The organism is Hymenobacter sp. HDW8 (assembly GCF_011305775.1).
In the GTDB taxonomy this organism is placed as follows: domain Bacteria; phylum Bacteroidota; class Bacteroidia; order Cytophagales; family Hymenobacteraceae; genus Hymenobacter; species Hymenobacter radiodurans.
On the sequence record NZ_CP049907.1, the window covers coordinates 4,085,427 to 4,110,321 of the forward strand.

General features: G+C 53.5%; 23 protein-coding genes. 18 read left to right on the plus strand and 5 right to left on the minus strand.

The features are described 5' to 3' along the window. Positions 1 to 132 precede the first annotated feature (132 nt). From G7064_RS17495 to G7064_RS17545, 11 genes are all read left to right on the plus strand, one after another. A complete protein-coding gene (locus G7064_RS17495; protein ID WP_166074587.1) occupies positions 133 to 1,218 on the plus strand; it encodes a PhoH family protein in 1,086 nt (361 codons plus the stop codon). Between the two features lie 78 nt (positions 1,219 to 1,296). Beyond that, positions 1,297 to 1,824: a GNAT family N-acetyltransferase gene (locus G7064_RS17500; protein WP_317172785.1), complete on the plus strand. Its 528-nt coding sequence runs from the start codon at positions 1,297 to 1,299 to the stop codon at positions 1,822 to 1,824. Between the two features lie 188 nt (positions 1,825 to 2,012). Further along, on the plus strand, positions 2,013 to 2,750 hold the full coding sequence (locus G7064_RS17505) for a ComEC/Rec2 family competence protein (RefSeq protein ID WP_166074588.1): 738 nt from the start codon (positions 2,013 to 2,015) through the stop codon (positions 2,748 to 2,750). Then, on the plus strand, positions 2,642 to 4,252 hold the full coding sequence (locus G7064_RS17510; RefSeq protein WP_166074589.1) for a ComEC/Rec2 family competence protein: 1,611 nt from the start codon (positions 2,642 to 2,644) through the stop codon (positions 4,250 to 4,252). Before G7064_RS17505 ends, G7064_RS17510 begins: the two co-directional genes overlap by 109 nt. A gap of 149 nt (positions 4,253 to 4,401) precedes the next feature. Continuing rightward, the gene (locus G7064_RS17515; RefSeq protein ID WP_133273629.1) at positions 4,402 to 5,235 is read left to right on the plus strand and encodes an enoyl-CoA hydratase/isomerase family protein; all 834 of its coding nucleotides are present in this window, start codon (positions 4,402 to 4,404) and stop codon (positions 5,233 to 5,235) included. A gap of 84 nt (positions 5,236 to 5,319) precedes the next feature. Next, positions 5,320 to 5,787 (plus strand): sterol desaturase family protein, encoded by a 468-nt coding sequence (locus G7064_RS17520; protein ID WP_133273628.1) that lies wholly within the window; start codon positions 5,320 to 5,322, stop codon positions 5,785 to 5,787. A 22-nt stretch (positions 5,788 to 5,809) separates the two neighbouring features. Continuing rightward, the gene (locus tag G7064_RS17525) at positions 5,810 to 6,697 is read left to right on the plus strand and encodes a MerR family transcriptional regulator (protein ID WP_166074590.1); all 888 of its coding nucleotides are present in this window, start codon (positions 5,810 to 5,812) and stop codon (positions 6,695 to 6,697) included. 339 nt (positions 6,698 to 7,036) lie between these two features. Next, positions 7,037 to 7,552: a sigma-70 family RNA polymerase sigma factor gene (locus tag G7064_RS17530; RefSeq protein ID WP_084444619.1), complete on the plus strand. Its 516-nt coding sequence runs from the start codon at positions 7,037 to 7,039 to the stop codon at positions 7,550 to 7,552. Positions 7,553 to 7,795: 243 nt separating this feature from the next. After that, a complete protein-coding gene (locus tag G7064_RS17535; RefSeq protein WP_166074591.1) occupies positions 7,796 to 9,274 on the plus strand; it encodes a phytoene desaturase family protein in 1,479 nt (492 codons plus the stop codon). Positions 9,275 to 9,350: 76 nt separating this feature from the next. Beyond that, positions 9,351 to 10,193, plus strand: coding sequence for a phytoene/squalene synthase family protein (locus G7064_RS17540; protein ID WP_133273625.1), 843 nt, complete (start codon positions 9,351 to 9,353; stop codon positions 10,191 to 10,193). A gap of 83 nt (positions 10,194 to 10,276) precedes the next feature. Further along, on the plus strand, positions 10,277 to 10,747 hold the full coding sequence (locus tag G7064_RS17545) for a hypothetical protein (RefSeq protein WP_166074592.1): 471 nt from the start codon (positions 10,277 to 10,279) through the stop codon (positions 10,745 to 10,747). Between the two features lie 9 nt (positions 10,748 to 10,756). Here G7064_RS17545 and G7064_RS17550 read toward each other — a convergent pair whose 3' ends face one another. Beyond that, positions 10,757 to 11,224, minus strand: coding sequence for a DUF2141 domain-containing protein (locus G7064_RS17550; RefSeq protein ID WP_166074593.1), 468 nt, complete (start codon positions 11,222 to 11,224; stop codon positions 10,757 to 10,759). A gap of 269 nt (positions 11,225 to 11,493) precedes the next feature. Here G7064_RS17550 and G7064_RS17555 point away from each other — a divergent pair, with 269 nt between their 5' ends. From G7064_RS17555 to G7064_RS17565, 3 genes are all read left to right on the plus strand, one after another. Next, positions 11,494 to 12,342, plus strand: a complete 849-nt coding sequence (locus G7064_RS17555; protein WP_133273622.1) for a 4-hydroxy-3-methylbut-2-enyl diphosphate reductase — start codon at positions 11,494 to 11,496, stop codon at positions 12,340 to 12,342. Between the two features lie 96 nt (positions 12,343 to 12,438). Next, on the plus strand, positions 12,439 to 13,191 hold the full coding sequence (locus tag G7064_RS17560) for a fatty acid desaturase (protein WP_166074594.1): 753 nt from the start codon (positions 12,439 to 12,441) through the stop codon (positions 13,189 to 13,191). A 407-nt stretch (positions 13,192 to 13,598) separates the two neighbouring features. Continuing rightward, positions 13,599 to 15,593 (plus strand): tetratricopeptide repeat protein, encoded by a 1,995-nt coding sequence (locus G7064_RS17565; protein ID WP_166074595.1) that lies wholly within the window; start codon positions 13,599 to 13,601, stop codon positions 15,591 to 15,593. Here the strand turns inward: G7064_RS17565 and G7064_RS17570 are convergent. The 4 genes from G7064_RS17570 to G7064_RS17585 all read right to left on the minus strand — a co-directional run bounded on the left by G7064_RS17570 (position 15,574) and on the right by G7064_RS17585 (position 20,005). Then, positions 15,574 to 16,311 carry a LytR/AlgR family response regulator transcription factor gene (locus tag G7064_RS17570; RefSeq protein WP_133273619.1) on the minus strand — a complete coding sequence of 246 codons (738 nt, stop codon included), beginning with the start codon at positions 16,309 to 16,311 and terminating at the stop codon, positions 15,574 to 15,576. The genes G7064_RS17565 and G7064_RS17570 overlap by 20 nt on opposite strands. Before the next feature lie 361 nt (positions 16,312 to 16,672). Next, positions 16,673 to 17,065, minus strand: a complete 393-nt coding sequence (locus G7064_RS17575; RefSeq protein WP_166074596.1) for a heavy-metal-associated domain-containing protein — start codon at positions 17,063 to 17,065, stop codon at positions 16,673 to 16,675. An 82-nt stretch (positions 17,066 to 17,147) separates the two neighbouring features. Beyond that, on the minus strand, positions 17,148 to 19,454 hold the full coding sequence (locus G7064_RS17580) for a TonB-dependent receptor plug domain-containing protein (RefSeq protein WP_166074597.1): 2,307 nt from the start codon (positions 19,452 to 19,454) through the stop codon (positions 17,148 to 17,150). Between the two features lie 101 nt (positions 19,455 to 19,555). Then, positions 19,556 to 20,005, minus strand: coding sequence for a hypothetical protein (locus G7064_RS17585; protein WP_166074598.1), 450 nt, complete (start codon positions 20,003 to 20,005; stop codon positions 19,556 to 19,558). Between the two features lie 385 nt (positions 20,006 to 20,390). Here G7064_RS17585 and mraZ point away from each other — a divergent pair, with 385 nt between their 5' ends. The 4 genes from mraZ (at position 20,391) to G7064_RS17605 (ending at position 24,889) form a co-directional block, all read left to right on the plus strand. Then, positions 20,391 to 20,864, plus strand: a complete 474-nt coding sequence (gene mraZ / locus G7064_RS17590; RefSeq protein ID WP_166074599.1) for a division/cell wall cluster transcriptional repressor MraZ — start codon at positions 20,391 to 20,393, stop codon at positions 20,862 to 20,864. Next, on the plus strand, positions 20,861 to 21,808 hold the full coding sequence (gene rsmH / locus G7064_RS17595; protein WP_166074600.1) for a 16S rRNA (cytosine(1402)-N(4))-methyltransferase RsmH: 948 nt from the start codon (positions 20,861 to 20,863) through the stop codon (positions 21,806 to 21,808). Before mraZ ends, rsmH begins: the two co-directional genes overlap by 4 nt. A gap of 6 nt (positions 21,809 to 21,814) precedes the next feature. Then, complete coding sequence (locus tag G7064_RS21970) at positions 21,815 to 22,456, plus strand: FtsL-like putative cell division protein (RefSeq protein ID WP_205711134.1); 642 nt, start codon at positions 21,815 to 21,817, stop codon at positions 22,454 to 22,456. 93 nt (positions 22,457 to 22,549) lie between these two features. Beyond that, entirely contained in the window at positions 22,550 to 24,889 is a 2,340-nt protein-coding gene (locus G7064_RS17605) for a penicillin-binding protein (RefSeq protein WP_166074601.1), read from the plus strand. The last annotated feature ends 6 nt before the right edge of the window (positions 24,890 to 24,895 follow it).

The window sequence follows — 24,895 nt, forward strand, 5'->3', positions numbered from 1 at the left end:
TCCTGAGTTCTTCGTACTATTGTTTGACCCCGTTGTAAGCTGGGGTGGGGGCGGCAAAAGTAGGCATTTGCTCCTACCAACGCTCTACCGCTTGTTTTTTTATCCTCTTCTTCGCCTTAAAGCACTCATAATTTGGTCGAGAAAATCATCACCCTCGAAAATGTCTCCCTCGTCGAGTTCCTCGGACCCGACAACCAGAACATACGCCAGCTGGCGGCCGCTTTTCCCGGCAGCAAAATCATCAGCCGCGGTAACGAAATAAAAATCCAGGGCCAGACGCCTGTCATTGCCCGCATTAACGAAATTTTATCATCGCTCATTGAGCACTACCACCAGTACGGAGCTATCACTGACCGCAACGTGACCGAGTACATTGCTGCCGCCGATGATGAGCAGCAAGAACGCATTATTGCCACAGCCTCCGTAGCCGATGTAATTGTGTTCGGGGCCAAAGGCGGCGTCATCAAGGCCAAAACTCCCAACCAGCAGAAGCTGGTGGATACGGTCATGAAGCACGATTTGACCTTCGCGCTAGGGCCGGCTGGTACAGGCAAAACCTACGTGTCGGTGGCGCTGGCCGTGCGGGCACTTAAGAATAAAGAGGTCAAGAAAATCATCATCTCGCGGCCCGTAGTAGAGGCCGGCGAAAGCTTGGGCTTCCTGCCCGGCGATATGAAAGAGAAGGTTGATCCGTATCTGCGCCCTATTTACGACGCCCTGGAGGACATGATTCCGGCTGAAAAGCTGAAGTTCTACCAGGAAAATAAGATCATCGAAATTGCTCCCCTGGCCTACATGCGCGGCCGAACGCTGAATAATGCGTTCGTGCTGCTGGATGAAGCTCAGAATACCACGCCTTCTCAGCTCAAGATGTTCCTGACCCGTATGGGCCCGACCGCGAAGGTGATGGTAAACGGCGACCGTAGCCAGATCGACTTGCCCACCAAGCAAAAATCGGGTTTGCTACAAGCGCTTGATATTCTGCGTGATGTGCGTGGTATTGGCTTCGTGGAAATGACTGCGGAGGACGTAGTGCGTCACCGCCTAGTGAAGGAAATCGTGTATGCCTACGACCGCTACGACATACAGACGCAGCGCGACCAAGCTACCCGCCCCGCCCGCGACTTATATCGCCCGCACCCAGATTCTCGGCCGGAGTCGGATTTTCCACCTGTCAACAACACGACGCTGCCCGTCAATCACGAGCAGCAGATGTAGATTGTAGTTTTTGAACTCTATCAGCTCGAATGCTTTTGAAAAAAGCTGCTTCCCCATGGAGGCAGCTTTTTTTGTTCCGTGTACCTTCGCTTACGAAGCAGTAGTGCCCAAACTGCCATTTACTCGCACCAGCGAAAACAGCTTAAAACCGCCACCCACGTGATTACCGCCGAAAGAATTACTGACCTGCGCGACCTTGATGACGCCTTTACTATCCGCGAAACCGTGTTCGTTCACGAGCAAGGCGTGCCCCTGAACGACGAATATGACGAGCACGACCGCACCGACGCTACCCATTACTTAGCCCGCGCTGCCGACGGCACGCCCTGCGGCGCCGCCCGCTGGCGCCCTACTGATAAAGGCGTGAAACTGGAGCGGTTCGCTGTGCTCGCCGACTACCGTAACCAGCAAGTAGGTGCCGCACTGCTGCACCGCGTGCTGGAAGATGCTCACGCTGCCTATCCTGAGGCTACGCTGTATTTGCACGCCCAATTACGAGCTATTCCCTTTTACGAGCGCCACGGGTTTGAGAAAGTGGGTGAGCAGTTTACGGAATGTGATATTGAGCATTATAAGATGATTTGGCGCGGCACACCAAAGGCATAAACCGCTGTGCCTTCGCCTGCATATATTTGTAAAAAGTCCTTCCCACGTAAAGTCGGAAGGACTTTTGCTTTCTAAAAAAGCCCCCCAGATGCTATAGATAATTCCAGTGGGTGATTTTAATTTTTATCAATTACCAGTGGCAACGGCTATCAAGATTTCTTCGTGGATTATTGCTCAATTATCTGATCATGAAGAGTCAGATTAAGTGGGCTCCTCTTGCTTTTGTAAGATTGGTTGTTGCGTTAGTAGCTGGTATTCTGACTTATTTGTATGTAGGCCAAACCCTGCCTGAGCTGCTGCCGTGGCTCTTGGGGGGCTTTTTTCTGATCGTTGTCGGTCAATGGTGGGCTGCACGCCGTGGGTCAGCTGGGGCAAACGATGCAGTAGGTTTGCTGGCGTTGGCTGTCGTGTTTCTGGCGGGGCTTACTAGCGCCCAGCTGGCTACGGAGTCGCGGAGGGCCAGCCATTTAAGTCAGCTGCATGGCCCCGTAGAGTTTTATCGGGCAGTAGTTGATGAGAACCCCGTGGTGCGGCCCGCTACGTACGCTACTACATTGCGCGTGTCGGCGGTACGCGTAACGGGGCGCTGGCAAACGGCGATAGGCGGCATTCGTGTTTCGGTACCGCGCGAGGAAGGCGTAGCTGCGCCGCGCTACGGGGAAGTGTGGTTGGTGCGCGGGCAGCCCGCGCCCGCCAAAGCACCCCTCAATCCCGGCGAGTTCGATTATCGGCGCTATCTGGGTTACCATCAAATCTATCATCAGCAGCTTATCCATCCCGACCAATACCGTCAAATCGACTTTTTGCCCCCAGCTATGTGCGCGCTGTTAGTTTGCGGGTGGCGCAGGTACTCGATGGTGTATTTAGGCGCTATATCACGGCCAAGCGCGAATATGCACTGGCTTCGGCGCTGGTCTTGGGCATAAAGGATGATATTGACTCGGAAACTAAGCAGGCTTACGCCAATACCGGTACCACCCATATTATGGCCGTGTCGGGCTTACAGGTAGGCTTGCTGTTTGGATTGATTACCTGGGCGTTACGCCGCTTGTTTGGGGGCACTCCTGGGTTTCGGTATTGGTCGGCAGGCGTGGGGCTGCTGGTTATCTGGAGCTACGCCTTTGTCACGGGATGCTCGGCCTCAGTGCTGCGGGCGGCCGTGATGTTTAGCTTCATCATTGTAGCGCGGGTGTCGGAGCGGCAAAGCACGATGTATAATACGTTGGCAGTAGCCGCTTTTGTACTGCTCTGCTACGATCCTTACTTGCTGGCTGATGTTGGCTTTCAACTCTCCTTTTTGGCCGTGCTCAGCATTGTATATCTACAGCCGCGAATTGCTGGCTGGATAGACTTTCAGGAGTGGGCCGCGCGCCGGCAGCGCCCCTGGCAGCCCTACTTAGTTCGGCAGTTGTGGCAAACTAGCGGCTGGGCAGCCGACTGGATATGGCAGGCAACCGCCCTGACATTAGCGGCGCAGATAGCGACGTTTCCGTTAGGGCTGTATTATTTCCACCAGTTTCCGCTCAGCTTCCTGCTGTCCAATCTGGTGGCCGTGCCGCTGTCGTCGGGAGCGCTGTATGTGGGCCTGGGGTTGCTGGCTATTACTGGTATTACACATGGCGTTAGCGCACTGGTGCCGGCTTTTGCTTCGAAGCTGGATGTAGTGCCGCGTGTGGTCGCAGTTCTGCTAGAAAATATCATCTGGGCTTTCAACGAATATATCTTCTGGATTGGGCGTCAGATGCCGCATGCCCTTATTAGCGGCGTTCAATTAACGGCGCCTCAAACCTGGCTGGTGTTTGCAGTTATTCTTTTGGTGCTCCTGTTTTTGGCCGTCAAACGCCTTGCTTGGCTGAGCTTGGCCTGCGCGTTGCTGGGTGTGTTTGCTGGTAGCCGCGTGTGGGCAGCACACCGCATAAGCACCGAAGAGGAGCTGATAATCTACAGTATTCCGCGTCGCTCGGTGTGTGGCTTCTGGCAAGGAGCGTCCGCTGATATTGTAACCGTCGATTCGCTACCGCTTTCGGAAACCGAGCGAACCTACCGTATTGTGCCTGGCGCTATTCAACGAGGTGCGCGTCGTGTAAGCTATCATCAGGGCTGGCAGGGAGCGCACGTGCCGGCTACTTTGCAGGCCGATGATGGCCTAGTGCTGGTCGTGTGGCGTGGCCTGCGGCTGGCTTTCGTGACAGGACACCTTAGCTCCGCTCGCCAACCCTGGCAGGTAGACGTAGTAGTCCTGCGCCGCAATGCCCGCGTGCGGCCGGACGAGCTGGCGGCGGTATTCGGAAAAAAGCCCCCCATCGTCTTCGATTCTTCGTGCCGGAGCTGGTATGTGGCCCGCCAAGATTCGGTGCTGCGCGAGGCAGGTTTCCGCACGCATGATATAACTGCGCAGGGAGCTTTTCGGCAGCAGCCGAGGCAGTAAAATTCGAAAAACCAGCGGCGGCCTCACCCTGTTTCGCTTCTTTTACCGCACCATTTTTGTTAGGTTTGATTACCGCGCCGGCTCAATGGCGTCTGGGGGGCTTTTCTCCGTTCCCCGGCGCTGCCCGTACAATGCTAATCCCAACGACCATGGAAAACACACCAACCGAGGACCTGCAAGCCCTGCGCTACATTCGTTATGAGTGCCAGGAAGCCATAGGATATATCACGCTCAACCGCCCTGAAAAGCGCAATGCCCTCAACTCTGATATGGTATCGGAGTTGAAGCTGGCCTTTGAATACGCCGAAGACGACGAGACCTGCAAAGTGGTGGTGCTACGCGCCACCGGCGACGCGTTTTGTGCCGGCGCCGACCTGGCATATATTCAGGATCTTCAGGGGTTCAGCTATACCGATAACCTGTCGGACTCCACGCACCTGATGCAGCTTTTCCATCAGATTTATACCCTGAAAAAGGTCGTTGTTGCTCAGGTGCAGGGACATGCCTTAGCCGGTGGCTGCGGCCTAGCCAGCATCTGCGACTTTGCATTTGCGGTGCCCGAAGCCAAGTTTGGCTATACTGAGGTCAAAATAGGGTTCCTGCCCGCCATTGTGAGCGTGTTCTTGCTTCGTAAAATTGGCGAGGCCCGTACCAAGCATCTGCTGCTTACAGGCGATGTTATTTCGGCCCAGGCGGCGGTTGATTTTGGCCTGATCAATTTTCTGGCTCCCAAAGAAGAGTTGGCCGACAAAGTGCGCACGTTTGCGCGCCGACTTTGTGTCGAAAACTCAAGGCAAAGTATGGAAATGACGAAAGAGATGCTGGCCCGCATCCCTGAAATGCCCCTGGAGGATAGTTTGCGCTATGCTGCGCAGATGAATGCCGAGGCTCGTGGCTCCAACGACTGCCGCCGGGGTATCGCTGCTTTTTTGAGTAAGGAGAAAATAACCTGGGAAGATGCCGATGCTAATGTGAGAAGTTGAGGGGGGCTGTATTATTTCTAAACTCATCAGTTGGAGTTCAGACGCACCTTTTAAACATCCCTCTTCCTCCTCGGTTAACCCCCTATGACACTACTGGCAGCCGCTGCCGTAACGACGGCCACCTTTCTGGGAATGGAATTCGTTGCTTGGTTTATGCACAAGTACGTGCTTCATGGCGCACTATGGTTTTTGCATCGTTCGCACCATGTGCGCCATCCGCACCGCTTTGAGCGCAACGACTTCTTCTTTCTGTTTTACGGCTCCCTGTCAATGGGATTTATAATGTACAGTTCGGAAACGAAGGACTGGCCTTTTTGGGTGGGAGTAGGCATAGCAGCCTACGGTACCGTTTATTTTTTCGTGCACGATGTCCTGATTCACGGCCGTCTGCGGTTCTGGCGCAAATCGCGCAGCAAATATCTGCGTGCCCTCAATATGGCCCATAAGATGCATCACAAAACCAGCGCCCGCGACGGCTCCGAGGAGTTTGGGATGCTATGGGTATCACCAAAGTATTTTGCATTGGCCCGCCGCAAAAAAATTAATAATTAACCTCTGATTATTAATTATAGCCGTGGGACAGTTCTCAATCAGTGACCTGGAAAATCTTTCAGGTATTAAGGCGCCCACCATCCGCATGTGGGAACAGCGCTACAATGTGCTGCGTCCCGAACGAACAGCTACCAACATCCGGACGTATTGCGACGCTGATTTGCGTCGCCTGCTCAACGTAGCTACCCTATGTAGCCGGGGCCATCGTATTTCGCAGGTTGCCCGGCTTAGCGAGGAGGAATTGGGGCAGGCCGTGTTGGCTGGCTCCGACGACCCGCATGATTATGCGCGCCAAGTAAATGCGCTATTGGCCGCCATGCTCGAAATGAATGAGCAACAGTTGGCAAAAGTGCTAACCGCCACCATTCGTCAGCTAGGCTTCGAGACGGCCATCATGTACGTAGTGTACCCGTTTCTGCAGCGTATCGGCCTTTTGTGGCAGGCGGGGAGTGTCAATCCGGCACAAGAACACTTAGTTACTAATCTGCTGCGGCAGAAAATGCTGGTTGCTACCGACAACTTACCGCTGGTCGCACCGGCTACTACGCGGCGCTGGGTGCTGTTTCTACCCGAGGGTGAACTGCATGAGTTAGCGCTCCTATTTATGAATCATGCGCTGCGCTCGCGGGGCCACCATGTACTCTACTTGGGGCAGAATATGCCGCTCAATGACCTAGAATTAGTTTATACTACCTATAAGCCCCATGCTGTTTGCTGCGTGATGACCGCGCGACCTGAGCGCGACCATGTGCAGGCGTACGTGAACGAGTTGGCGCGACTTTGCCCCGAAAGCGAATTGTTTCTGTATGGAAGCCAGGCCCAGCATCAGGAAATACAATTGCCCCCCAGAGCTGCCCGCCTCCGTCTGATGACCGACTTTTTGGCCCTCGCCGACGAGCGACGCCATTAAGTAGCACCGTACGTCTTGAACACGTGCGTTTTAGTAAAAAATATTTGCTGAAAAACAGAAAAATGCGGGCTACAAGGAGCCTATTTATCGCTCTATTCTGCTTCAGAACTCCAACGTGAGAAAATAGGGGTTGGTCTGGCAAAGTGCCCGGTTTAACAGCCAAATTCGGGCGAAGAGCGATTTTGTTTCCGGTAATACTACCTGATTATCAGCGCCTTCGTACATTGTCGTAGCGTAAGCAAGTATTGAAGACCCAAGAAAATAGTTACCTCAAAACTATCCGACTTTAAAATCTTCTCGTATATTTGTTTAACTTTTTGCCACGAAAAGCTAAACAGTATGACCTCTCTGGAATTCACCAATCAAGTACAAAAGATTTCCTATTCGCTGAAGCCCGTGGCGATGAACCTGACCCGCGATGCTGACGATGCAAAGGACCTAGTACAGGAAACTTTACTCAAAGCGTTGTTGAACAAGGACAAGTTCAAGGCTGGGACCAATTTGAAGGCATGGTTGTACACCATCATGCGCAACACCTTCATTAATAACTATAATAAGATCACCAAGCGCAATAGCAATATTGACAGCACGGAGTATTTCCAATACTTCAATACCGACGAAAATTACATTACCCACAATGGTGCTTCGAGCGACTTCGTAGTAACCGACATCAACGAGGCAATTGCCACGCTCTCGGCCGATTATCGTACTCCATTTATGATGTACTATATCGGCTACAAGTACCTGGAGATTGCCGAGAAGCTACAGATTCCGATTGGTACCGTTAAAAACCGTATTCACATTGCCCGCAAAGAACTCAAGCAGGCATTGAAAGTATACGCCCCCGGTGTGTAGAGTATAGGGAGAGATAATACCGCCGCCCGGGCGTACAGCGGGCCGCAGAGTACAAAACCGAAAGGTGGCGTGTCTGCGGCCCGCTTTTTTTATCGCATATTTCGCAGATTGTCTACGGTTTGCAGAGTTGGGGGGCAAATCTGGTAAACCTATACCCAGCTCAACGGTATGATAAGGAAGCAGCGCTGACCTGCTTTGCAAAGCGATTATGCACACCCATTCGATCAGCCTAATTTGTGATTTGTGAGTAAACAAGTTTTAGTTATTGGGGCAGGCTTCTCGGGACTGTCGGCCGCTACATCCCTAGCGCAGCGCGGCTACCAAGTCACAGTGCTGGAGAAAAACGAAGGTCCGGGAGGTCGAGCACGCGTGTTTCGGGCCGAAGGCTTCACTTTCGATATGGGCCCCAGCTGGTATTGGATGCCCGATGTGTTTGAGCAATACTTCGCTCGTTTTGGGCATCGGGTAGCTGATTTCTATGACTTGGTGCGCCTTGACCCTTCGTACGCCGTCATTTTTGGCGATAACGACTTTCTGGATATTCCGGCAGCTATGCCCGCTATTCGGGCCATGTTTGAGCAACTAGAGCCCGGAAGTGCAGTGCAACTCGACGAGTTTTTGAGGCAGGCAGCATATAAGTATGAGGTAGGTATCAACAAATTCGTACACATGCCCGGCCGCTCGCTCATGGAGTTCGCCGATCCGCGCTTGCTTGTTGACGCGGTGCGTTTGGATGTGCTGCAAAGTATGAGCCGGCACGTGCGCCGCTTTTTTAAGCACGAGAAGCTCATCAAGCTCATGGAGTTTCCAGTATTGTTTCTGGGTGCTACGCCCGAAAATACGCCCGCGCTGTACTCGCTGATGAACTACGCCGACCTAGCCCTGGGCACGTGGTACCCGCGGGGCGGCATGCACAAAATAGTGGAAGGCATGGTGCAGGTGGCCCAGCAGCAAGGCGTGAAGCTGGAATACAACCAAGAAGTGCAAGAGATACGCGTAGAAAACGGCCGTGCGACGGGCGTGCAAACTACGGCTGGCTTTCGTGCCGCTGATATCGTAGTAGCTGGCGCCGATTACCATCACGCCGAGCAACAATTATTAGCCCCCCAGCACCGGCACTACGACGAAAAATATTGGGATTCGCGCACAATGGCGCCTTCGTCGTTGCTGTTTTATTTGGGAGTGAATAAGCGGCTGAAAAACTTGCGTCATCACAACCTCTTCTTTGATGAGGACTTTGGCCGCCACGCCCAGGAGATCTATGAGCAGCCGCAGTGGCCCACCAAACCATTGTTTTACGCCTCCTTGCCTTCTCAAACTGACCCCACGGTAGCGCCTGAAGGCTGCGAAAACTTGTTCCTGCTAGTGCCCGTTGCCCCAGACTTAGCCGACCCAGAGGAAACCCGCGAGCGGTATTACCACCTGATTATGGACCGCTTGGAACGACTGACCGGCCAGAGCATCCGCGATGCGGTGATCTATAAGCGCAGCTATGCGCACAGCGACTTCGTGGCCGATTACCATAGTTACAAAGGCAATGCGTATGGTTTGGCTAACACACTCAAGCAAACCGCCATTTTCAAGCCTACGCTGAAAAGTAAAAAGGTAAGTAATCTGTATTTTACGGGGCAGCTTACGGTGCCTGGCCCCGGCGTGCCGCCCTCCCTGATATCTGGGCAGGTAGTGGCCGGGGAAATATTTAAGGAATTCTCAATCGACTAGCCGCCCGAACAAATTGCCCCCCAGTCCACTTATGGGAGATAATTAATCCTTTTCACCTCCTCGCATTTCCATAGCCTTGGACCACGTAGCTCTTTTTGATCAAACCAGCTTGGCGTGTAGTAAGCTGATTACGAAGCGCTACAGCACCTCGTTTACGTTGGGCATCCGTACGCTCGACCCGCGGTTTCACTTGCCGGTGTACGCCGTGTATGGCTTCGTGCGCTGGGCCGACGAAATTGTGGATACTTTCCACGACCACGACAAAGCGGCTCTGTTTGCCGATTTCCGGCGCCAGACCTACGAGGCGCTCGATACGCGCTTCAGCCTGAGCCCGGTGCTGCACGCGTTTCAGCTGATGGTGCACCGCTACGGCATTGATCGGGAGTTTATTGAGGCCTTTCTGCGGAGCATGGAGATGGACTTGGAGGATCGCAACTACAACCAGTCGCTTTATAGCGACTATATCTACGGTTCGGCGGAAGTAGTCGGACTGATGTGTCTGCGCATCTTCTGCGAGGGCGATACCGCTATGTTTGACCGCTTGCGTGAGCCAGCGCGTCGATTGGGATCTGCTTTCCAGAAAATCAATTTCTTGCGGGATATTCGCTCTGACTACGAAGAGCGGGGCCGGGTATACTTTCCCGGTGTGAGCTACGAGCATTTCAACGATACCGTGAAACGCGACATTGAGGCCGACATTCGTACTGATTTTGAGGCTGGCTACGCCGGTATCGTGCAGTTGCCGCGGGCGGCGCGCCTGGGCGTATACCTCGCGTATGTGTATTACCTAAAGCTTTTTCACAAAATCCGCCAGTTGCCCGCCACACAAATCCTCGGCGGCCGCGTGCGCGTACCCGACAACACGAAACTATTGTTGCTGGTCGGCTCGTACTTCCGCTACCGGCTTCGCGCCATCTAATCTTAAAAAAAGCCCCCCAGCCAACTGTTGGGGGGCTTTTTCAGACAATCCTAAACCACAACCCAGCATCCCACCCACCTTCCATGGATTCTTCTTACGACCTCGCTACCCTACGCAGCCACTATGAGCAAGCCGCCGCCGATAAAGCCGCCGGTGAAAAGTTTTATAAGCTCATGAATAACTACCAGGGCAACGACGCCTTACCGCTGGCTTATAAAGCGGCTTCTGAGGCCATCAGGGCCCGCGACGCGTCCATGTTTAACAAGCTAACGTACGCGCAGGCCGCCGCCCGCATATTTGAGCAAGCCGCCGCTGCTGACTCTAATAATAGCGAAGTGCGGTTTTTGCGTTTTAGTGTAGAAAGCAACATTCCGTCTTTCCTAGGTTTGAGCCCTCACGTAGAGGAAGATAGACAGTATCTGCTGGATGCGTTGCGGCAGCATCCGCAGTCGGGTCTTGATGCGGAGGCCTTCAATACGGTGCGTAACTTCCTAATAGGCCGCGGTCACGTGAGTGCGGAACAGGCTCAGGAGCTAGAGCAACTGACGGCTTAGTATCGGATTCTAATATTTCATCGTTAGCTGCACCTTCACGCGGCTGCTATGCACCACTACTTTTGCTTCGGCAAAAGACGGCGGGCCCATCGCAGCACTTGGGTTATTGGAGAACGCGAAGCCCTCGGTAGGAATACCGATGAAATTGGTGTCGAGACGGCCGTTGTTGTTCTCGTCGTGGTAGGCCGCTATGGCGTAGTCGCCTTTAGGCAGCTTCTCAAAGATGAAAACGCACTCCTTAGCCGTTAACTGCACTTTTTGAGTCGCTATCGACTTCTTGCCCGGAAACCCTTCTTTGCGGTTGTAAAGCGATACATAGCAGGTGCCGCGAGCATTCCGCAGGTTAGTAACGCTGCCGCTAATGGCATGGCTGGCAGACATATCGGAATCGGTAGTGCCGGTGCAACAGAGCGCTGAGGCCGCCGAAACGAATGCTATTACTTGTAGCAGGGTGAGGGAAAACAAGGAGCGAACCAAGAGGCAGTAGGAGGGAAGGGTCGTAGGATGGCGAGGGTTCAGCTGAATCAGCGCTCAAAGCTACATCACCCGCCGCCTTCTAACGCGCATGACTGCTTAATCTTGTTATTTTCCTTTTGAAGAAAACATTGGATTTAAGAACTTGTAGAAGACAGATAATCAGCTTCTATGCATTGTAAGCTGAACTACAAGCCTAACTTATTGCTTACCATATCAGCAGGGCACCTTTCGGCCGATAACCTTCCGGCCATTTTCATGGTTACCGATTTATGCCGCACCATCTGAGCGTCCGTATCGACCCTAACTCTGGCTTTTGCTTCGGTGTTATCTATGCCATCCAAATGGCCGAAGATATCCTGGAAGAACAGGGCTACTTATACTGCCTAGGCGACATTGTGCACAATGACGAGGAAGTAGAGCGCCTGGAAGAGCGTGGACTGCGCATCATCGACTATGATACCCTGGCGCAATTGCGCGATGAGAAAGTACTGATTCGGGCCCACGGCGAGCCACCCAGTACTTACCAAACAGGCTTAGAAAATAATCTGACCTTGATTGACGCTTCGTGCCCGGTGGTGCTGAAGCTGCAAAACCGCATAAAAACCAGCTACGATAAGCAGGAAAAAATATTCATTTACGGCAAGCATGGTCACGCTGAAGTGCGCGGCTTACTGGGCCAGACCAGCGGCAACGCCGTCGTTTTCGAAAACCTAGACGAGTTGTTGGGCCACGAATTGCCCCCCAACATCACGCTCTACAGCCAAACCACGAAAAGCACCGACAGCTTTTACCGCATCAAGGGCGAACTGGAAGAGCGAGGTTACGCCATCAATGCCAACGATACCATCTGTCGGCAGGTGAGCAACCGGGATAAGGACCTTCGTAAGTTTGCCGCCCAGTTCGACCAAATTGTATTTGTGTCGGGCACGAAGAGCAGTAACGGCAAAGTGCTCTATCAAGTCTGCAAGGATACCAATCCTCAAACCCACTTTATTTCGAAAGTGGAAGAAATTTGTGCCAGTTGGTTTGAGCCAGGCCAATCAGTTGGTATTTGTGGGGCTACCAGTACGCCCATGTGGCTCATGGAAGATGTACGCGACGCTCTGTTGGCGCTCTGAGCCTGACAACAACGGAATTATAAAGTAGTATTTGCTCTTTAAGATGCTTCGCGTTGGTAAGCGCGGACATCCTTCATACAACGTTAGTGACACCTGATGCATACAACAGCAACCGCTCATCCTTCCGCAGCTACTACGCGCCTCAAACCTGCGCCAGTTGGCAATAAGGGTGTGCTCGTTGCTGGGGTGATTATGCTGAGCTGGGGGGCTTTATTAACGTTTCTGCTGGCATTTTACGAGCCTAATTGGCGCACGCCGTGGCCGTACTTACTGCTGTTGCTCCAAACACATTTGTATACGGGCCTATTTATCACCGCCCACGATGCAATGCATGGCGTGGTAAGCGCTGATAAACGCCTGAATAATGGCTTGGGCACTGTGGCTGCATTGCTATTTGCTTTCAACTGGTTTCCTCGGATGCTGCCGAAGCATCACCAGCATCACCACCATGTGGGCACCCACGATGACCCCGATTTTCACGATGGTCATCACCCAGGTTTTTTGCCCTGGCTGGCGCGCTTTGCCTGGAATTACGTCACATGGTGGCAGATTGTGCTGATGGCGGTAACCTACAATGTGTTAAAGCTATTTTTCCCGCAGGCGAATGTCATTGCCTTCTGGATGGTGCCGGCTATTCTGGCTACGGTGCAGCTATTCTTTTTTGGTACGTATCTGCCCCACCGCGGCGAGCACGCCGAGCACAACTTGCATAAATCCCGCAGTCAGTTTCGTCATCATTTGTGGGCGTTCATGAGCTGTTATTTTTTCGGCTATCACTACGAACACCACGACCAGCCCTATTTGCCTTGGTGGCGGCTGTGGCAGGCGAAAGAGACTGCTGCTCATTAGTATTTTATCTACATCAGGGTCAGTGTTGAGCATTTATTTAGTTCGTATTTGGAATGTTGTAATAAGAATAATTATATTTAAAAATAAAATAGTTTTACTCAGTAATGGACCAAAATGGGCCCTGTTTAGGTTGAATCGTTCTTTTATAGTAGATAGATATCTCTTAATATTTTTTCATAACTAAAAAAATACCAACTTGTCACTATATAGTGTTTCAGGTTGACGTTTTGATAGTTACCACCGTTTTCAGGGCTTTAATCACTACTTGTGCCCGCCGGGCTCAACAAGCGCAGGCTTGTCTGAGTATGGCGGGTTCACTGTGGACAAGGTGGGAAGCAAACCTACTATTAGGACTCTCAATTAACTGCGCAAGTAGGGTCATTCTCGTCTTGTTGATTGGTGCCAGCTTGGACACTACAGTGTATGCGTATGCGTCAAATCCGACACCTCTTACCTTTGCCCAACAGCATCAGCAAGCCAGTCACCCAGTTACTGTAGCCGATCCACTTCACGTTCTGAAGCAGGCCAAAATTGCTTTAGAAGCTGCTACGAAAGTTAAAAATGCCCCCCAGACTGCTGTTGCGCAATTGCAGCTAGGACGTGCTCTAGAAGCCTTGCACCGCTATGATGAGGCGGAGCCACACTTCGCTGCCGCGCTACGCTACTATGTACGGACGCGTAATTCGGATAAAGCCGCCACCGTTCGGTATGCGTTAGGTAGTGCCCAGTTTAGCCAAGGCGATACCGGCAAGGCCCGCGAAACATATCTGCTTGCTTTGAAATCGTTTACTGTCCTTCAGAACCTAGCTGGCGTAGCTCATGGGCATGAATTACTAGGGCATTTATATACCAGCGAGGCCAAATGGCCCCAAGCCCTGAAAAACCACGAGCAGGCGCTAGTAGCTTGGCAAAAGGCTGGCAACGAGTACCAGACGGTGGTAGCCATGAACAATATGGCCCATGTACACCGCCAACAGCGCCACTACAGCCGCGCCCTTTATCATCTGCAACGTGCTTACCGCAAGGCGTTAGAGTATCAGGATAGCGCCTGCACCGGCCAAACGCTTGCCAGCATTGGGCAGGTATATCAGGCCATGAACAACCAGGAAGTGGCAATGGGATTTTATACCCAGGCGCTTACCAATTTGCCCCCCACCACGGCTCCAGGCTATACCGCCGACCTGCTGCACTCCTTGGCCACTGCCCACGATTCAATTGGCAATCATGAGCGGTCCAGCGCTTACCTAAAGCAAGCTTTGCCCTTGGCCCGGCAGGCAGGCGCGCTTAGCCGGGTGAGTAGCATTTATCAGTCGCTGTCAAACCTGTACCAGCGCGACAACCAGTATTCATTGAGTCTGGATGCATTGCGTCATTATGCTGCGTTGCAGGATAGTGTATTTGCCGAGCAACGTTCAGCGCAGGTAGCCGAATTACAGACGCGCTATGAAACTGAAAAGAAGGAGCGCGAAATTCAGTTACTGACTAAAGACCGGCAAATTCAGGCCAGCCAGCTGCGCCGTCAGCAACTGTTGCGTGATGTGCTCTTGACCGGAACAGCCGTGCTGATTGTGCTGGCTGGGGTATTATATCGTAGTCGTCGCCGCCATCGCCGCCTCAATAGTTTGCTGCAGCAGCAGAACGTAGATATCCAGGCTCAACGTGATGAATTAGGACAGCTAAACCGAACCAAAAACACGTTGTTCTCCGTGATTTCGCATGATTTGCGCAGCCCGCTGGGGTCTTTGTATTCCATGCTTTCCCTACTCAACATGGGCGCATTGCCTCCTGAGCGGCTTGCAGTACACTCCGAACGGCTTAGCCGAATGCTGGATACTACTCTGAGCCTGCTCGACAACCTGCTGAATTGGTCAGCGGCACAGATGGGGGGCGAAGCAACTCGGCTTGAGCCCGTATACCTTGATGAGGCTGTGGAGGAAACCCTATCTCTACTGCTCAGTGATGCCGAACGAAAAGGAATTTACTTGCTAAACCACGTCGAGGAGCCCTGTGTAGTGCACGCCGACCTGAACATGATTCGATTGGTGCTGCGCAATCTGGTGGCGAATGCCATTAAGTTTACACCTGCTGCTGGTACCGTAACCGTAGCAGCGCAGCCCTTGGGCACTATGTGGGAAATTACGGTCACCGACTCAGGGATGGGCATTTCCACTACCGATCGGGAGAAAATCTTTGGGCAGGGCGGACCTCATACTACGCTCGGCACGGCCCATGAGAAAGGTACTGGTCTGGGCCTGCTGCTCTGCAAAGACTTTGTGGAGCGCAACGGCGGCAAACTTAGCTTTGAGAGTGAGGTAGGGCAGGGCAGTATCTTCCGGTTCACTTTGCCCGCCTCAACTCAGATTCTCGGAATTAGTCGGAACCCTAATGTTGCCGCCGGATAAGTGAGCGGCCGATAACACCCTCCGTCAGGCGTTCCCGGTACGTTTGCCCTACAGGGAGGCAATGGCTACCAACGCGCACTTCATGGGTGCTTACCGACTCGATATGGTTGGCATTGACTAGGTAAGAGCGATGGGTGCGCACGAACATGCCAGTGGGTAATTGTTCTTCCAAATTCTTGAGGTTGACCAGTGTTAAATGAGTGCGCCCGTCGGCGGTATTAATCTTAGTGAAGTCCTTAAGGGCCTCCATGTACAGTACGTCGCGGTAGTGTAGGCGTACAAACTGGGAATCTGTGCGGATGAAGAAGGAGCCCGGGCGCAGAATCTGGTCGTATATCTCAGCTTCGCTCGACGAAGAATTGCGAATTAAGCTTACTGCTTTGCTGACAGAGCGCAAAAAACGATCGAGGGAAATAGGCTTTAATAAGAAGTCAATGACGTCGAGGTTAAAGGCTTCCATAGCGTACTGCGGAAAGGAAGTCATCAGGACTACCAGTGGCGGCTGACGTAGGGCTCGTACCAGATCGAGGCCACTGAGGTGAGGCATCGTAACATCAGAGAACAGCACCTGCACATCGTGGCTGGTAAGGTAGCTGTGGGCCTCCAACGGATCGGTAAATACGGCCTTGACTTCCAATATATCCGTCATGGCTATATACGCCTGCAACAACTCCAGCACCAGCGGGTCATCGTCGAGAAGCAGACAACTGATCTTCATAAATGGAAATTTGATAATTAGTAGGCTGTGAATATAATAAGATTTAGATAGTTAGGAATAGCATTGGTATACATCTTTCAGTACTCAACCAGAAAAAGTGCCTGCTGATCTACTCTTGCCCCTTCTTGATCTATTAAATGCATAATAAAAAAATGATAAGCCTTATTTAGACAGATTCTCAGTTTGTAAGTATTGCCGGAAAAGTTGCAACGTTCCCGGAGCATACATTTTTAGCTTTTGTCTATGATAGGTTATATGTTAGGCTCAGATCTTAAAAAGTCTATGAAGTAGTTCTAAAGTTTAGCTCAACTAAAAAGCCCGGGCCATTTCTGGTCCGGGCTTTTTAGTTGATTGCATCAGGCTAGTGTTTTGCCCCGTCGCTATGAACAGCGTTGGTTTTTTTGCAGCACTCAGGCAGTTTATCATAGGCGCGCGTGTCGGCGGGCTGGGCGTCGGCGTCGTAGCCGGTGCGCTGTACAGCCGTGCGCAGGGCGGCAGGATTGGTCTTATCAGGGCGGTAGGTAACCGTGAGCATCTGAGTAGGTACATCGAGGTTAGCTGCCTGAACCCCTTTCTCGTAAGCTAGTGCCTTCTCGAGCCGGGTTTTGCACATGTCGCACACGGCGGATGTCTTAAGCGCAATCTGGGCCGTAGCGTCAGCTTTTACCTTGGCGGGTGCCTTCGTTTGGGCGTGGGCCAGCGGCGCTAAGACTACTAACAGGAAAGTGAAGAGGATGGACTTAAGGCTTTTCATGCGAAGGTTGTTTTTGAAGTAAATAATAAGGTTTTACGCTGCTGGGGGCTTTTATTATCTCTAACAGTAGGTCGACGGTTAACTACTCCAGCCGGAAGCGAAAACCAACGTAAGTGAGTCGACCATAAACTGGTCCCCAGACCATAGCTGCGTCAAAATTCGGCCCAAATGGGTCATTGGCTCCCATAATGGGGTTGCGCTGGCGATAGTTCGTTAAGTTCTCAACGCCAGCGTAGGCTTCCCAGTGCTTGAAGGCGCGGGTAACCTGAGTATTGAACAAGGCAAAGCGTGGCGCCATGGGCAGCGGCTCGCCTGGCACGTGCCCGCTATGCTGTCCTTCCACGCCCGGGCTCATAGCCAAGGGGCGCTTGCCGAAACCCTGCATCGTCAGGTCGGCGCGCCACTTATCAAAGGCAGTGGCGTAACCGATATTAGCGAAAATGCGATGGGGAGACGTGAGCGGCTTGGCCAATAGCTGACCTGTGTAATCGGTGCGCACATCCAGATATTTATAGGCCGCTTTAGCCTCCAAACCCTTCACTGGCTCTACCTGCACCTCCGCCTGGAAGCTGCGTGAGTAAGAGCGGCCACCGGGCAGCAGATTGCTGATATTTAGCTGATAGGGCGAGTAATAGGCATCGGCTACTACTTGGTTCTGAAACTCAGTGTGGTAATAGTCGGCTACGAAGGTAGCGGGCTTGCCCAGTAGCGTAAAGTATTGGGTAAAACTGCCCCCCACGTTCCAGGCTTGCTCCGGCCGCAGGTTATTAGACACCACAAAGTCGCGGGAACTAACCAGCATACCCGTATTTTCGGCAATGGGATTGGCGGTGCGGAAACCGGAGCCACCGGCTAAGCGCAGCACGGTATTCTTGGTGGCGTCGTACTTGATATTGAGGCGGGGCGTCAGGAACCAGCCGTACAGGTTATGACGGTCGAGGCGCAGGCCACCTACCACAGTTAGGTTACGAGCATTCTGATACGTGTATTCGGCGAAGGCACCCGGCACCCGTTCCTGGCGACTCCGATTTTCGCGCTGATAGCGCTGGGCGGCCGTTTCAGAGGGCGCAGAGGCGTAATCAGGTTGTAATAATACTTCCCGATAATTATCGTGCAGATAGCTCAGCCCCACGCGGTAGGTGTGGGCAGTATTGCCCAGTACGCTTTGGAAAAGCAGAGTAGCCAAGCCCGTACGCTGGCGACCATCGTAGGTGCGGCGACCATACTGTGAATCAAAAGCGTGATCGGTGGCGGTTAGCAGCAGGCCTAAGCTCTGATAGGGCCGGCCGGGCCAAGTGTAAGAGGTTTTGGAAAAGCCCGTGTAGCGATCCGTCTGGAGAGAGGTGCCGTAGTAAGGGTTGCCCGCTTCTTCCCGAAACCCAACTTGTCCGCCCTGGCGGGTTTCGCGCAGAGCACCAAGCCCCAATTCGCTCACAATGCCGTTGCCCGATTGGTATTTCCACTTATTGAACACGTTGTACTGAGTGGCCAAAGGCAAATCCAGAAAGTTGTCCTTGTTGCGGTCGACGCGGCGGCCGAGGTGGTCGGAGTGGAGGAGGAGAGCCGTGCTGAGTTTCTTATTGACGGGGGCCGAGAGGTTGAGATTAAGATCGAATTTGCCGAGGTCGTTGACGTACGCATTGAAGAGCAAACGGTCGGTTTTGGCGGGATCTTGCAGGCGCACATTCACCTGGCCGGCCATGCTTTCGTAGCCGTTGACCACCGAGCCCATGCCCTTGATAATGTCGATACTCTCGATCCAGGGGCCCGCCAGATAGCTTAGTCGATACGGCGTAGCCAGGCCACGCAGCGCTGGCAGATTATCTACCGTAAGCAGAGAATAAGCCCCATCCAGGCCTAATAGCTGAATCTGCTTGGCACCCGATACTGCATCGGTGGTCGAAACTTCAACCGCGGCGTTGGTTTCGAAGCTCTCCGCCAAGTTGCAGCAGGCCGACTTAGTTAGGTCGCGGCTGGTAATGACCTGCGTATTGGTAGGAGTAATGCCGGAGTAAGAAGGCGCTCGTTCTTCTACGCGCACCTCGCCTAGCTCGGCAGAGCGGCGCAGGGCCATCCGCACAAAGAGTTGCTCCGTGGCTCCTACAATAACCGTGTCGGGCCGGTAGCCTAAGGCTTGAATAATAAGACGGTGAGAGGCACCACGGGCGGGTCGCAGGATGCTAAAAATGCCCCCCGCATCGGTGGTGGTAGCACCCGCGGGCTCTTCGAGCCAGCGTACTACAGCGCCGGGCAATGGAGCCGCGGCAGCGGCGTCGGTCACCTGCCCACGTATGGGCAAGCTGGCCGGAGTTTGGGCGGCCACTGGTTGGCTGAAGAGTAGCAAAAAGCCCCCCAGCGCCAGTAAGTTGCGCCCTGAAAAGAAATTCATGACAGAAAGAGGTAGAAGTATTTCCTAAAGTAATGGCGGAGCCAAATGATCCGCACACCTAAGCCGATACAGTTCAGCTAGGCCAGAGAATAGGAGAGACTTTATACTACCAAAATGCAGCCAAAAGCGAGCAGTAAGCGGCCTGCTCGGGGTGGAGGCGAGGCGTCGCTAGCATACCAGCGGTAAGCTGCTTGCGCCAGCAGAGGTGCATCCGGAACAGGTGGCCAAACGGAGGAAGTGGCCCACGTATTAATGGCCAGACCAGCCAGAAATTTGCCCCCCAGCGTGGCGGGAGCGGGTGCGCTTAGCTTGTGTAAATCGGTGGCAAGGTCGCAGCAGGCTTGCCGCCACTGCGAGGTAGCGGAGACGCTACAATGGAGCGCTTCGTTGCTCGGCTGGCACGCATCAACGGCTGCACTAAAGGTGAAGTTAGCCGTGCTCCTCCCACTAATGTGGCAAGTACGCCGCTGCACCGTGAGCCCCACCGATGCGGCGAGGATGAGCAGGGCCAGCAGACCGCTAAAAATCCGATGTGTAAGTGGGCGCTTCACGAGTGCAAAGATACGATATGAAGCTTGCAAAATGCGCTAGAAAAGGTGCAGATAGAGGGCGCCTGTATGCGCGTCTGCACGCTGCAATCCTTGATGCAGAAGTAGATAAAGGATTTGAAGAGTAAGCATGAGGGAAGCAATCCGCTGCAGCGGATATGCTTGCGAGTCGCGCCAAAACGGAGCCTGACATTTTGGCAAAACTTCTACCACCGTTTACCACTCTTCTCACAAAAATCGATTTTAGATTGTAAAAAAGGCCCTCAGTATCTTAAAAAAGGCTTTTTAAGATGTGGTAGAAAATGGTAAATAGTGGTTGCCTTTTCATAGGCAATCTGTACTTTTGCTAACCTCCCTCTTTCATGGCTTGTTGGCCTGATCTACCCCTATGAATCTCCTCTCTGGCGAATATGAGTGCAAGCTTGACCCGAAAGGGCGCTTGGTGCTGCCCGCCAAAGTGAAGGGGAATCTGCCGGAGGCATCAGGCAATCAGTTAGTATTGGTACGCGGCTTTGAGCCCTGCCTGGTACTGTACCCGCGTGCTGCATGGCGCATCATTCATGATAAGGTGATGGCTCTCGATGAGTTCAACGAGGAGTACCGGCAGTTTCAGCGCAACTTCTTTCGCGGCATGACGGAAGTAGATTTTGATAGCATTGGCCGCTTTATGCTGCCGCGCACTATGCTGCGCTACGCCGGCATTGAAAAGGAAGCCATTATCGTGGGGTTGGGTAACCGCTGCGAAATCTGGGATCCGGAGCGCTACGATGAGTTCTTGATTAAAGACCAACAGAGCTTCTCCAAACTAGCCCAAAAGTTTTTGTCCACCGAAACGCCCCCCGGTGGGCAACTGGCCGCATGAGTACCGCGCAGCCCACCAACGGCTCGGTGTACCACCGCCCCGTGATGCTGGCCGAGTGCCTGCAAGCGCTTGATATTAAGCCCGACGGCCGCTACGTAGACGTCACGTTTGGCGGCGGCGGGCACTCTAGGCCCATTCTGGAAAAACTCACTACCGGTCACCTTTACAGCTTCGATCAGGACGCCGATGCCGAGCACGAAGCCGCTGCTCTGGCTGGCCCAAACTTTACGTTCATCCGCGCCAACTTCCGCGACTTACAGCAGGAACTGGCTGCTCACGGTGCCTTACCCGTCGATGGACTTCTGGCTGACCTAGGCGTGTCATCGCACCAATTTGATACCGCTGAGCGCGGCTTCAGTACGCGTTTTGATGGTCCTTTGGATATGCGCATGGATCCTGAGGCCGACCGCACGGCTGCCGAGGTGGTCGCTGAGTATTCGGAAGCGGAATTACACCGCATCTTCGGAATGTACGGCGAGGTGACCAACGCCCGCACGCTAGCCAATACCCTTGTGACGGCCCGGCGCGGACAAGCTGTTCGGACCATCAGTGAACTGAAAAAAGCAATTGCTCCCTGCACGCCTCGCGGCAAGGAGAACAAGTATTTGGCTCAGGTATTTCAGGCCCTGCGCATCGAGGTGAACGATGAGCTGACGGCTTTGCAGGAAATGCTGGTGCAAACGGCGCAGGTGCTGCGGCCTGGCGGTCGGCTGGTGGTCATGTCCTACCATTCGTTAGAGGATAGGCTGGTGAAGAACTTTATGGCGAAGGGCAAATTCTTCGGCGATGTCGAGAAGGATTTTTATGGCCACCAACATACGCCCTTCACCGTGCTTACGCGCCGTCCGGTGGAAGCATCGGCGGAAGAGGTAGCCGAGAATAGCCGTGCCCGCAGTGCTAAGCTGCGCATCGCGGAGCGGAGTCAGGAAAAAGCTAAGAGTTGAGTTGTTATGGCTATAAATACGATCAAACCACCTGTGGCGACGCCCCGCGCCAACGTGCCCCGGCCGGTAATTGCCCCCCCAGCACCGGAGCCCGAGCCACTTCCGGTGCATGAACCAGAGCCAGAACCTGTGGAGGAAGAGGCGCCTCGCGCCCCGCGCCCTACCCGGCCGCGTAGTTCCTGGAGCGTATTTACGCTGCTGGAGCGCATCACGCGCATGGATGGCCTGTTTCGAGAAGGTCTGCCGGTGCGCTATCTGCCGCACGTGCTGTTTATCATGTTCCTAACCTTGCTCTACATCGGTAATACGCACTACGGCTACCGCATGAACCGCAACATTCAGAAGCTGAAGTTGGAAACAGAGGATTTACGGGCTGACTATACCACCCTGAAATCTGACTATATGGAGGCCAGCAAGCAGAGCGAAGTAGCTCGTAAGGTGGCCGCCTACGGCTTGGTGGAAAGCTCATCGCCGCCGTTTCGCATCACCGTGCCCGCTGGCCGTCTCGACGAGGCGGAATTAGATAAACTCCCCATCATCACGGCCGATTCGTTGGCAGCACGGGCCGTACGCGATTCATTGGCCACTGTCGTCGCTGATTCAGTGGCGCTGGCAGAGGGTGAAGTAGCAACCGAAGTCGAAGAGTAGGAACAACAGCTTCGGGCACTAGCCTGGATTATGATGTGGCGGGGGTAAAAAAGCCCCTAAGTACTTAATTAAACGCAATACACACGGAATACTTTGAAAGGCAACGTTAAAAAATCCATCGTTACCCGCGTACGGCTGGCGTTTTTGGGCGTCTGCCTATTCTCAGCGGCTATCGTGTGGAAGGTGTCCCGAATCCAGTTTAAGGAAGGCGACCGGTGGCGGGCGCTAGAGCAGGAGCGTCGGGTAGTGTATCAGCCCGTGTTTGCTACGCGCGGTACTATTCTATCGGACAACGGCAGTATTATGGCCACGTCGTTGCCATTTTACCGCGTGGCTTGGGACCCAAGCGTGGTCGATAAGCAGCTCTTCCGCAGCAATGTAGACTCGCTGGCTTTGCTTTTATCGCAGTTTTTCGGCGACCGTTCGGCCAAAGAGTACAAGCGCAAGCTGATGAATGCCAAAAACTCGAAAGAGACCGTGCGCTACTTGCGGTTGAATTCGCGGCAAATCAATTATCAAGACAAGAAGAAGCTGGCCCAGTGGCCCATTTTTCGGGCAGGCAAGAATAAGGGAGGCGTCATCTTCGAGAAGGTTGACAAGCGCTTCCGGCCCTTCGGTGGCTTGGCCCAGCGTACCGTGGGCTTTCTGAATGAAGATAAAAACGGTGCAGGCTTAGAGTTTACCTATAACAGCCAACTCGCCGGCAAAGACGGTGAAGCATTATTTGAGCGTCTACCAGGAGGCAATAAGCCCATTTATGATGGTACCGAAATAAAGCCCCTGCCCGGCTACGACATCAAGACGACTATCGACATCAACTTACAGGACGTGGCTGAAAACGCCCTCTACAAGTCGTTGGTGGATAATGATGCGCAATATGGCTGCGTGATTCTGATGGAAGTGCAGTCCGGCGAAATCAAAGCTGTAGCTAACCTAGGCAAAGCGGCCGATGGCGTGTACCGCGAAGATTACAACTACGCCATTGCTGACCAAGGTCGTACTGAGCCAGGTTCTACCTTCAAGTTGGCGTCGATGATGGCCTTGTTTGAGGACAACCCCGACTTGGAGCTGACCGACATGGTAGACACCGGTAACGGTCGTATGTACATCGGTGGGGCCGTGAAAACCGACTCGCACGCCAACGGCAAGATTTCGGTGCAGAAGGTAGTTGAGCAATCGTCGAATATTGGGGTAGCAAAACTGGTCCATGACCATTTTCAGCAAAAGCCCGATAAGTACACCGATTACCTCAAGCGGTTTGGGCTCGACAAACCGCTGGGCTTCCAGATGCACGGCGAGGCGCGGCCTTACGTGAAAGACCCTACCGATCGGAGCTGGAGCCGCACCTCTCTTACCACCATGAGCATTGGGTACGAGTTGAAATTAGCCCCCCTGCAAACGCTGGCTTTCTACAATGCCATTGCTAATGATGGGGTGAAGGTGCAGCCCATCATCGTAAAGGAAATTCGGCAGGCTGATAAGGTGATTGAGGAGTTTGAGCCCAAAATTCTGAACCCCAAAATCTGCTCGGAGGAAACCCTGCGCAAAGTGCGTGCGATGCTGGAAGGCGTGGTGCTGCAAGGCACGGCCAAAGCCATCAAATCGAACGACTTCAGCATTGCGGGCAAAACGGGCACTGCCTGGAAGTTCAAGAATGGCCAGTACACCCGCACATACTCCACCAGCTTCTGCGGCTATTTCCCCGCCGACAAGCCTAAGTATAGCTGCATCGTGGTGGTCGATTCGCCAAAACGGGGCCGTATCTATGGCTCTGATGTAGCTGCGCCGGTTTTCCGCGAGGTGGCCGACAAAGCAATGGCCCGCGACATTGCCAGCCAGCGCCCCTTATTGGCGCGGGTGCCGCTGAATAAAACGCAGGTGCCTGTAGTAAAAGCAGGTTTGCAGGACGAGCTAACGCTGGTGTGCGAAAAGCTGGGTGTGAACCAGCAGTCGCAAGCGGCGGGTGAAGAATGGGTGCGGGCCGATACGAATACGCGCTCGTTGGCGTGGCAAGTCCAGCCTGTGCGTCGCGGCCAAGTGCCTGACGTAAGCGGTATGACTCTGCGCGACGCGCTGTTTTTACTTGAAAACCGCGGGCTGCGCGTGCGAGCCCTAGGTAGCGGACGCGTAAACCGGCAGTCGGTAGCGGCGGGCACGCCCTTGCGGCGCGGCACCCTGGTGACTTTGGAGTTGCAACCCATTGGTGCGATGGCGGGCACGAAGCCGCAGCCTCCGCCGGCCCCCACCAAACTGGTTGAAAACAAGCTGCTCACTCCCGCCGATCCGGACCCAGCCAAAGCACGAGCTAAGCTACTGCTGCGCCAAGAGCAACTGAAAAAGAAGCTTCGAGAAGAAGAATCGGAGCCAGTAGAAGCCAAAAAGCCAGAAGTCGGTAAGGATAAGAAGAAGGTATTAATCAGCAGCCTTCACTAGCACAAA

What these genes read in the sequence shown, in the direction of transcription:
- G7064_RS17505 (WP_166074588.1), top strand. Translation starts at nt 2,013, where the DNA reads ATGAAGAGTCAGATTAAGTGGGCTCCTCTTGCTTTTGTAAGATTGGTT.
- G7064_RS17515 (WP_133273629.1), top strand. Translation starts at nt 4,402, where the DNA reads ATGGAAAACACACCAACCGAGGACCTGCAAGCCCTGCGCTACATTCGT.
- G7064_RS17520 (WP_133273628.1), top strand. Translation starts at nt 5,320, where the DNA reads ATGACACTACTGGCAGCCGCTGCCGTAACGACGGCCACCTTTCTGGGA.
- G7064_RS17530 (WP_084444619.1), top strand. Translation starts at nt 7,037, where the DNA reads ATGACCTCTCTGGAATTCACCAATCAAGTACAAAAGATTTCCTATTCG.
- G7064_RS17545 (WP_166074592.1), top strand. Translation starts at nt 10,277, where the DNA reads ATGGATTCTTCTTACGACCTCGCTACCCTACGCAGCCACTATGAGCAA.
- G7064_RS17555 (WP_133273622.1), top strand. Translation starts at nt 11,494, where the DNA reads ATGCCGCACCATCTGAGCGTCCGTATCGACCCTAACTCTGGCTTTTGC.
- G7064_RS17560 (WP_166074594.1), top strand. Translation starts at nt 12,439, where the DNA reads ATGCATACAACAGCAACCGCTCATCCTTCCGCAGCTACTACGCGCCTC.
- G7064_RS17570 (WP_133273619.1), bottom strand. Translation starts at nt 16,311, where the DNA reads ATGAAGATCAGTTGTCTGCTTCTCGACGATGACCCGCTGGTGCTGGAG.
- G7064_RS17575 (WP_166074596.1), bottom strand. Translation starts at nt 17,065, where the DNA reads ATGAAAAGCCTTAAGTCCATCCTCTTCACTTTCCTGTTAGTAGTCTTA.
- G7064_RS17580 (WP_166074597.1), bottom strand. Translation starts at nt 19,454, where the DNA reads ATGAATTTCTTTTCAGGGCGCAACTTACTGGCGCTGGGGGGCTTTTTG.
- mraZ (WP_166074599.1), top strand. Translation starts at nt 20,391, where the DNA reads ATGAATCTCCTCTCTGGCGAATATGAGTGCAAGCTTGACCCGAAAGGG.
- rsmH (WP_166074600.1), top strand. Translation starts at nt 20,861, where the DNA reads ATGAGTACCGCGCAGCCCACCAACGGCTCGGTGTACCACCGCCCCGTG.
- G7064_RS21970 (WP_205711134.1), top strand. Translation starts at nt 21,815, where the DNA reads ATGGCTATAAATACGATCAAACCACCTGTGGCGACGCCCCGCGCCAAC.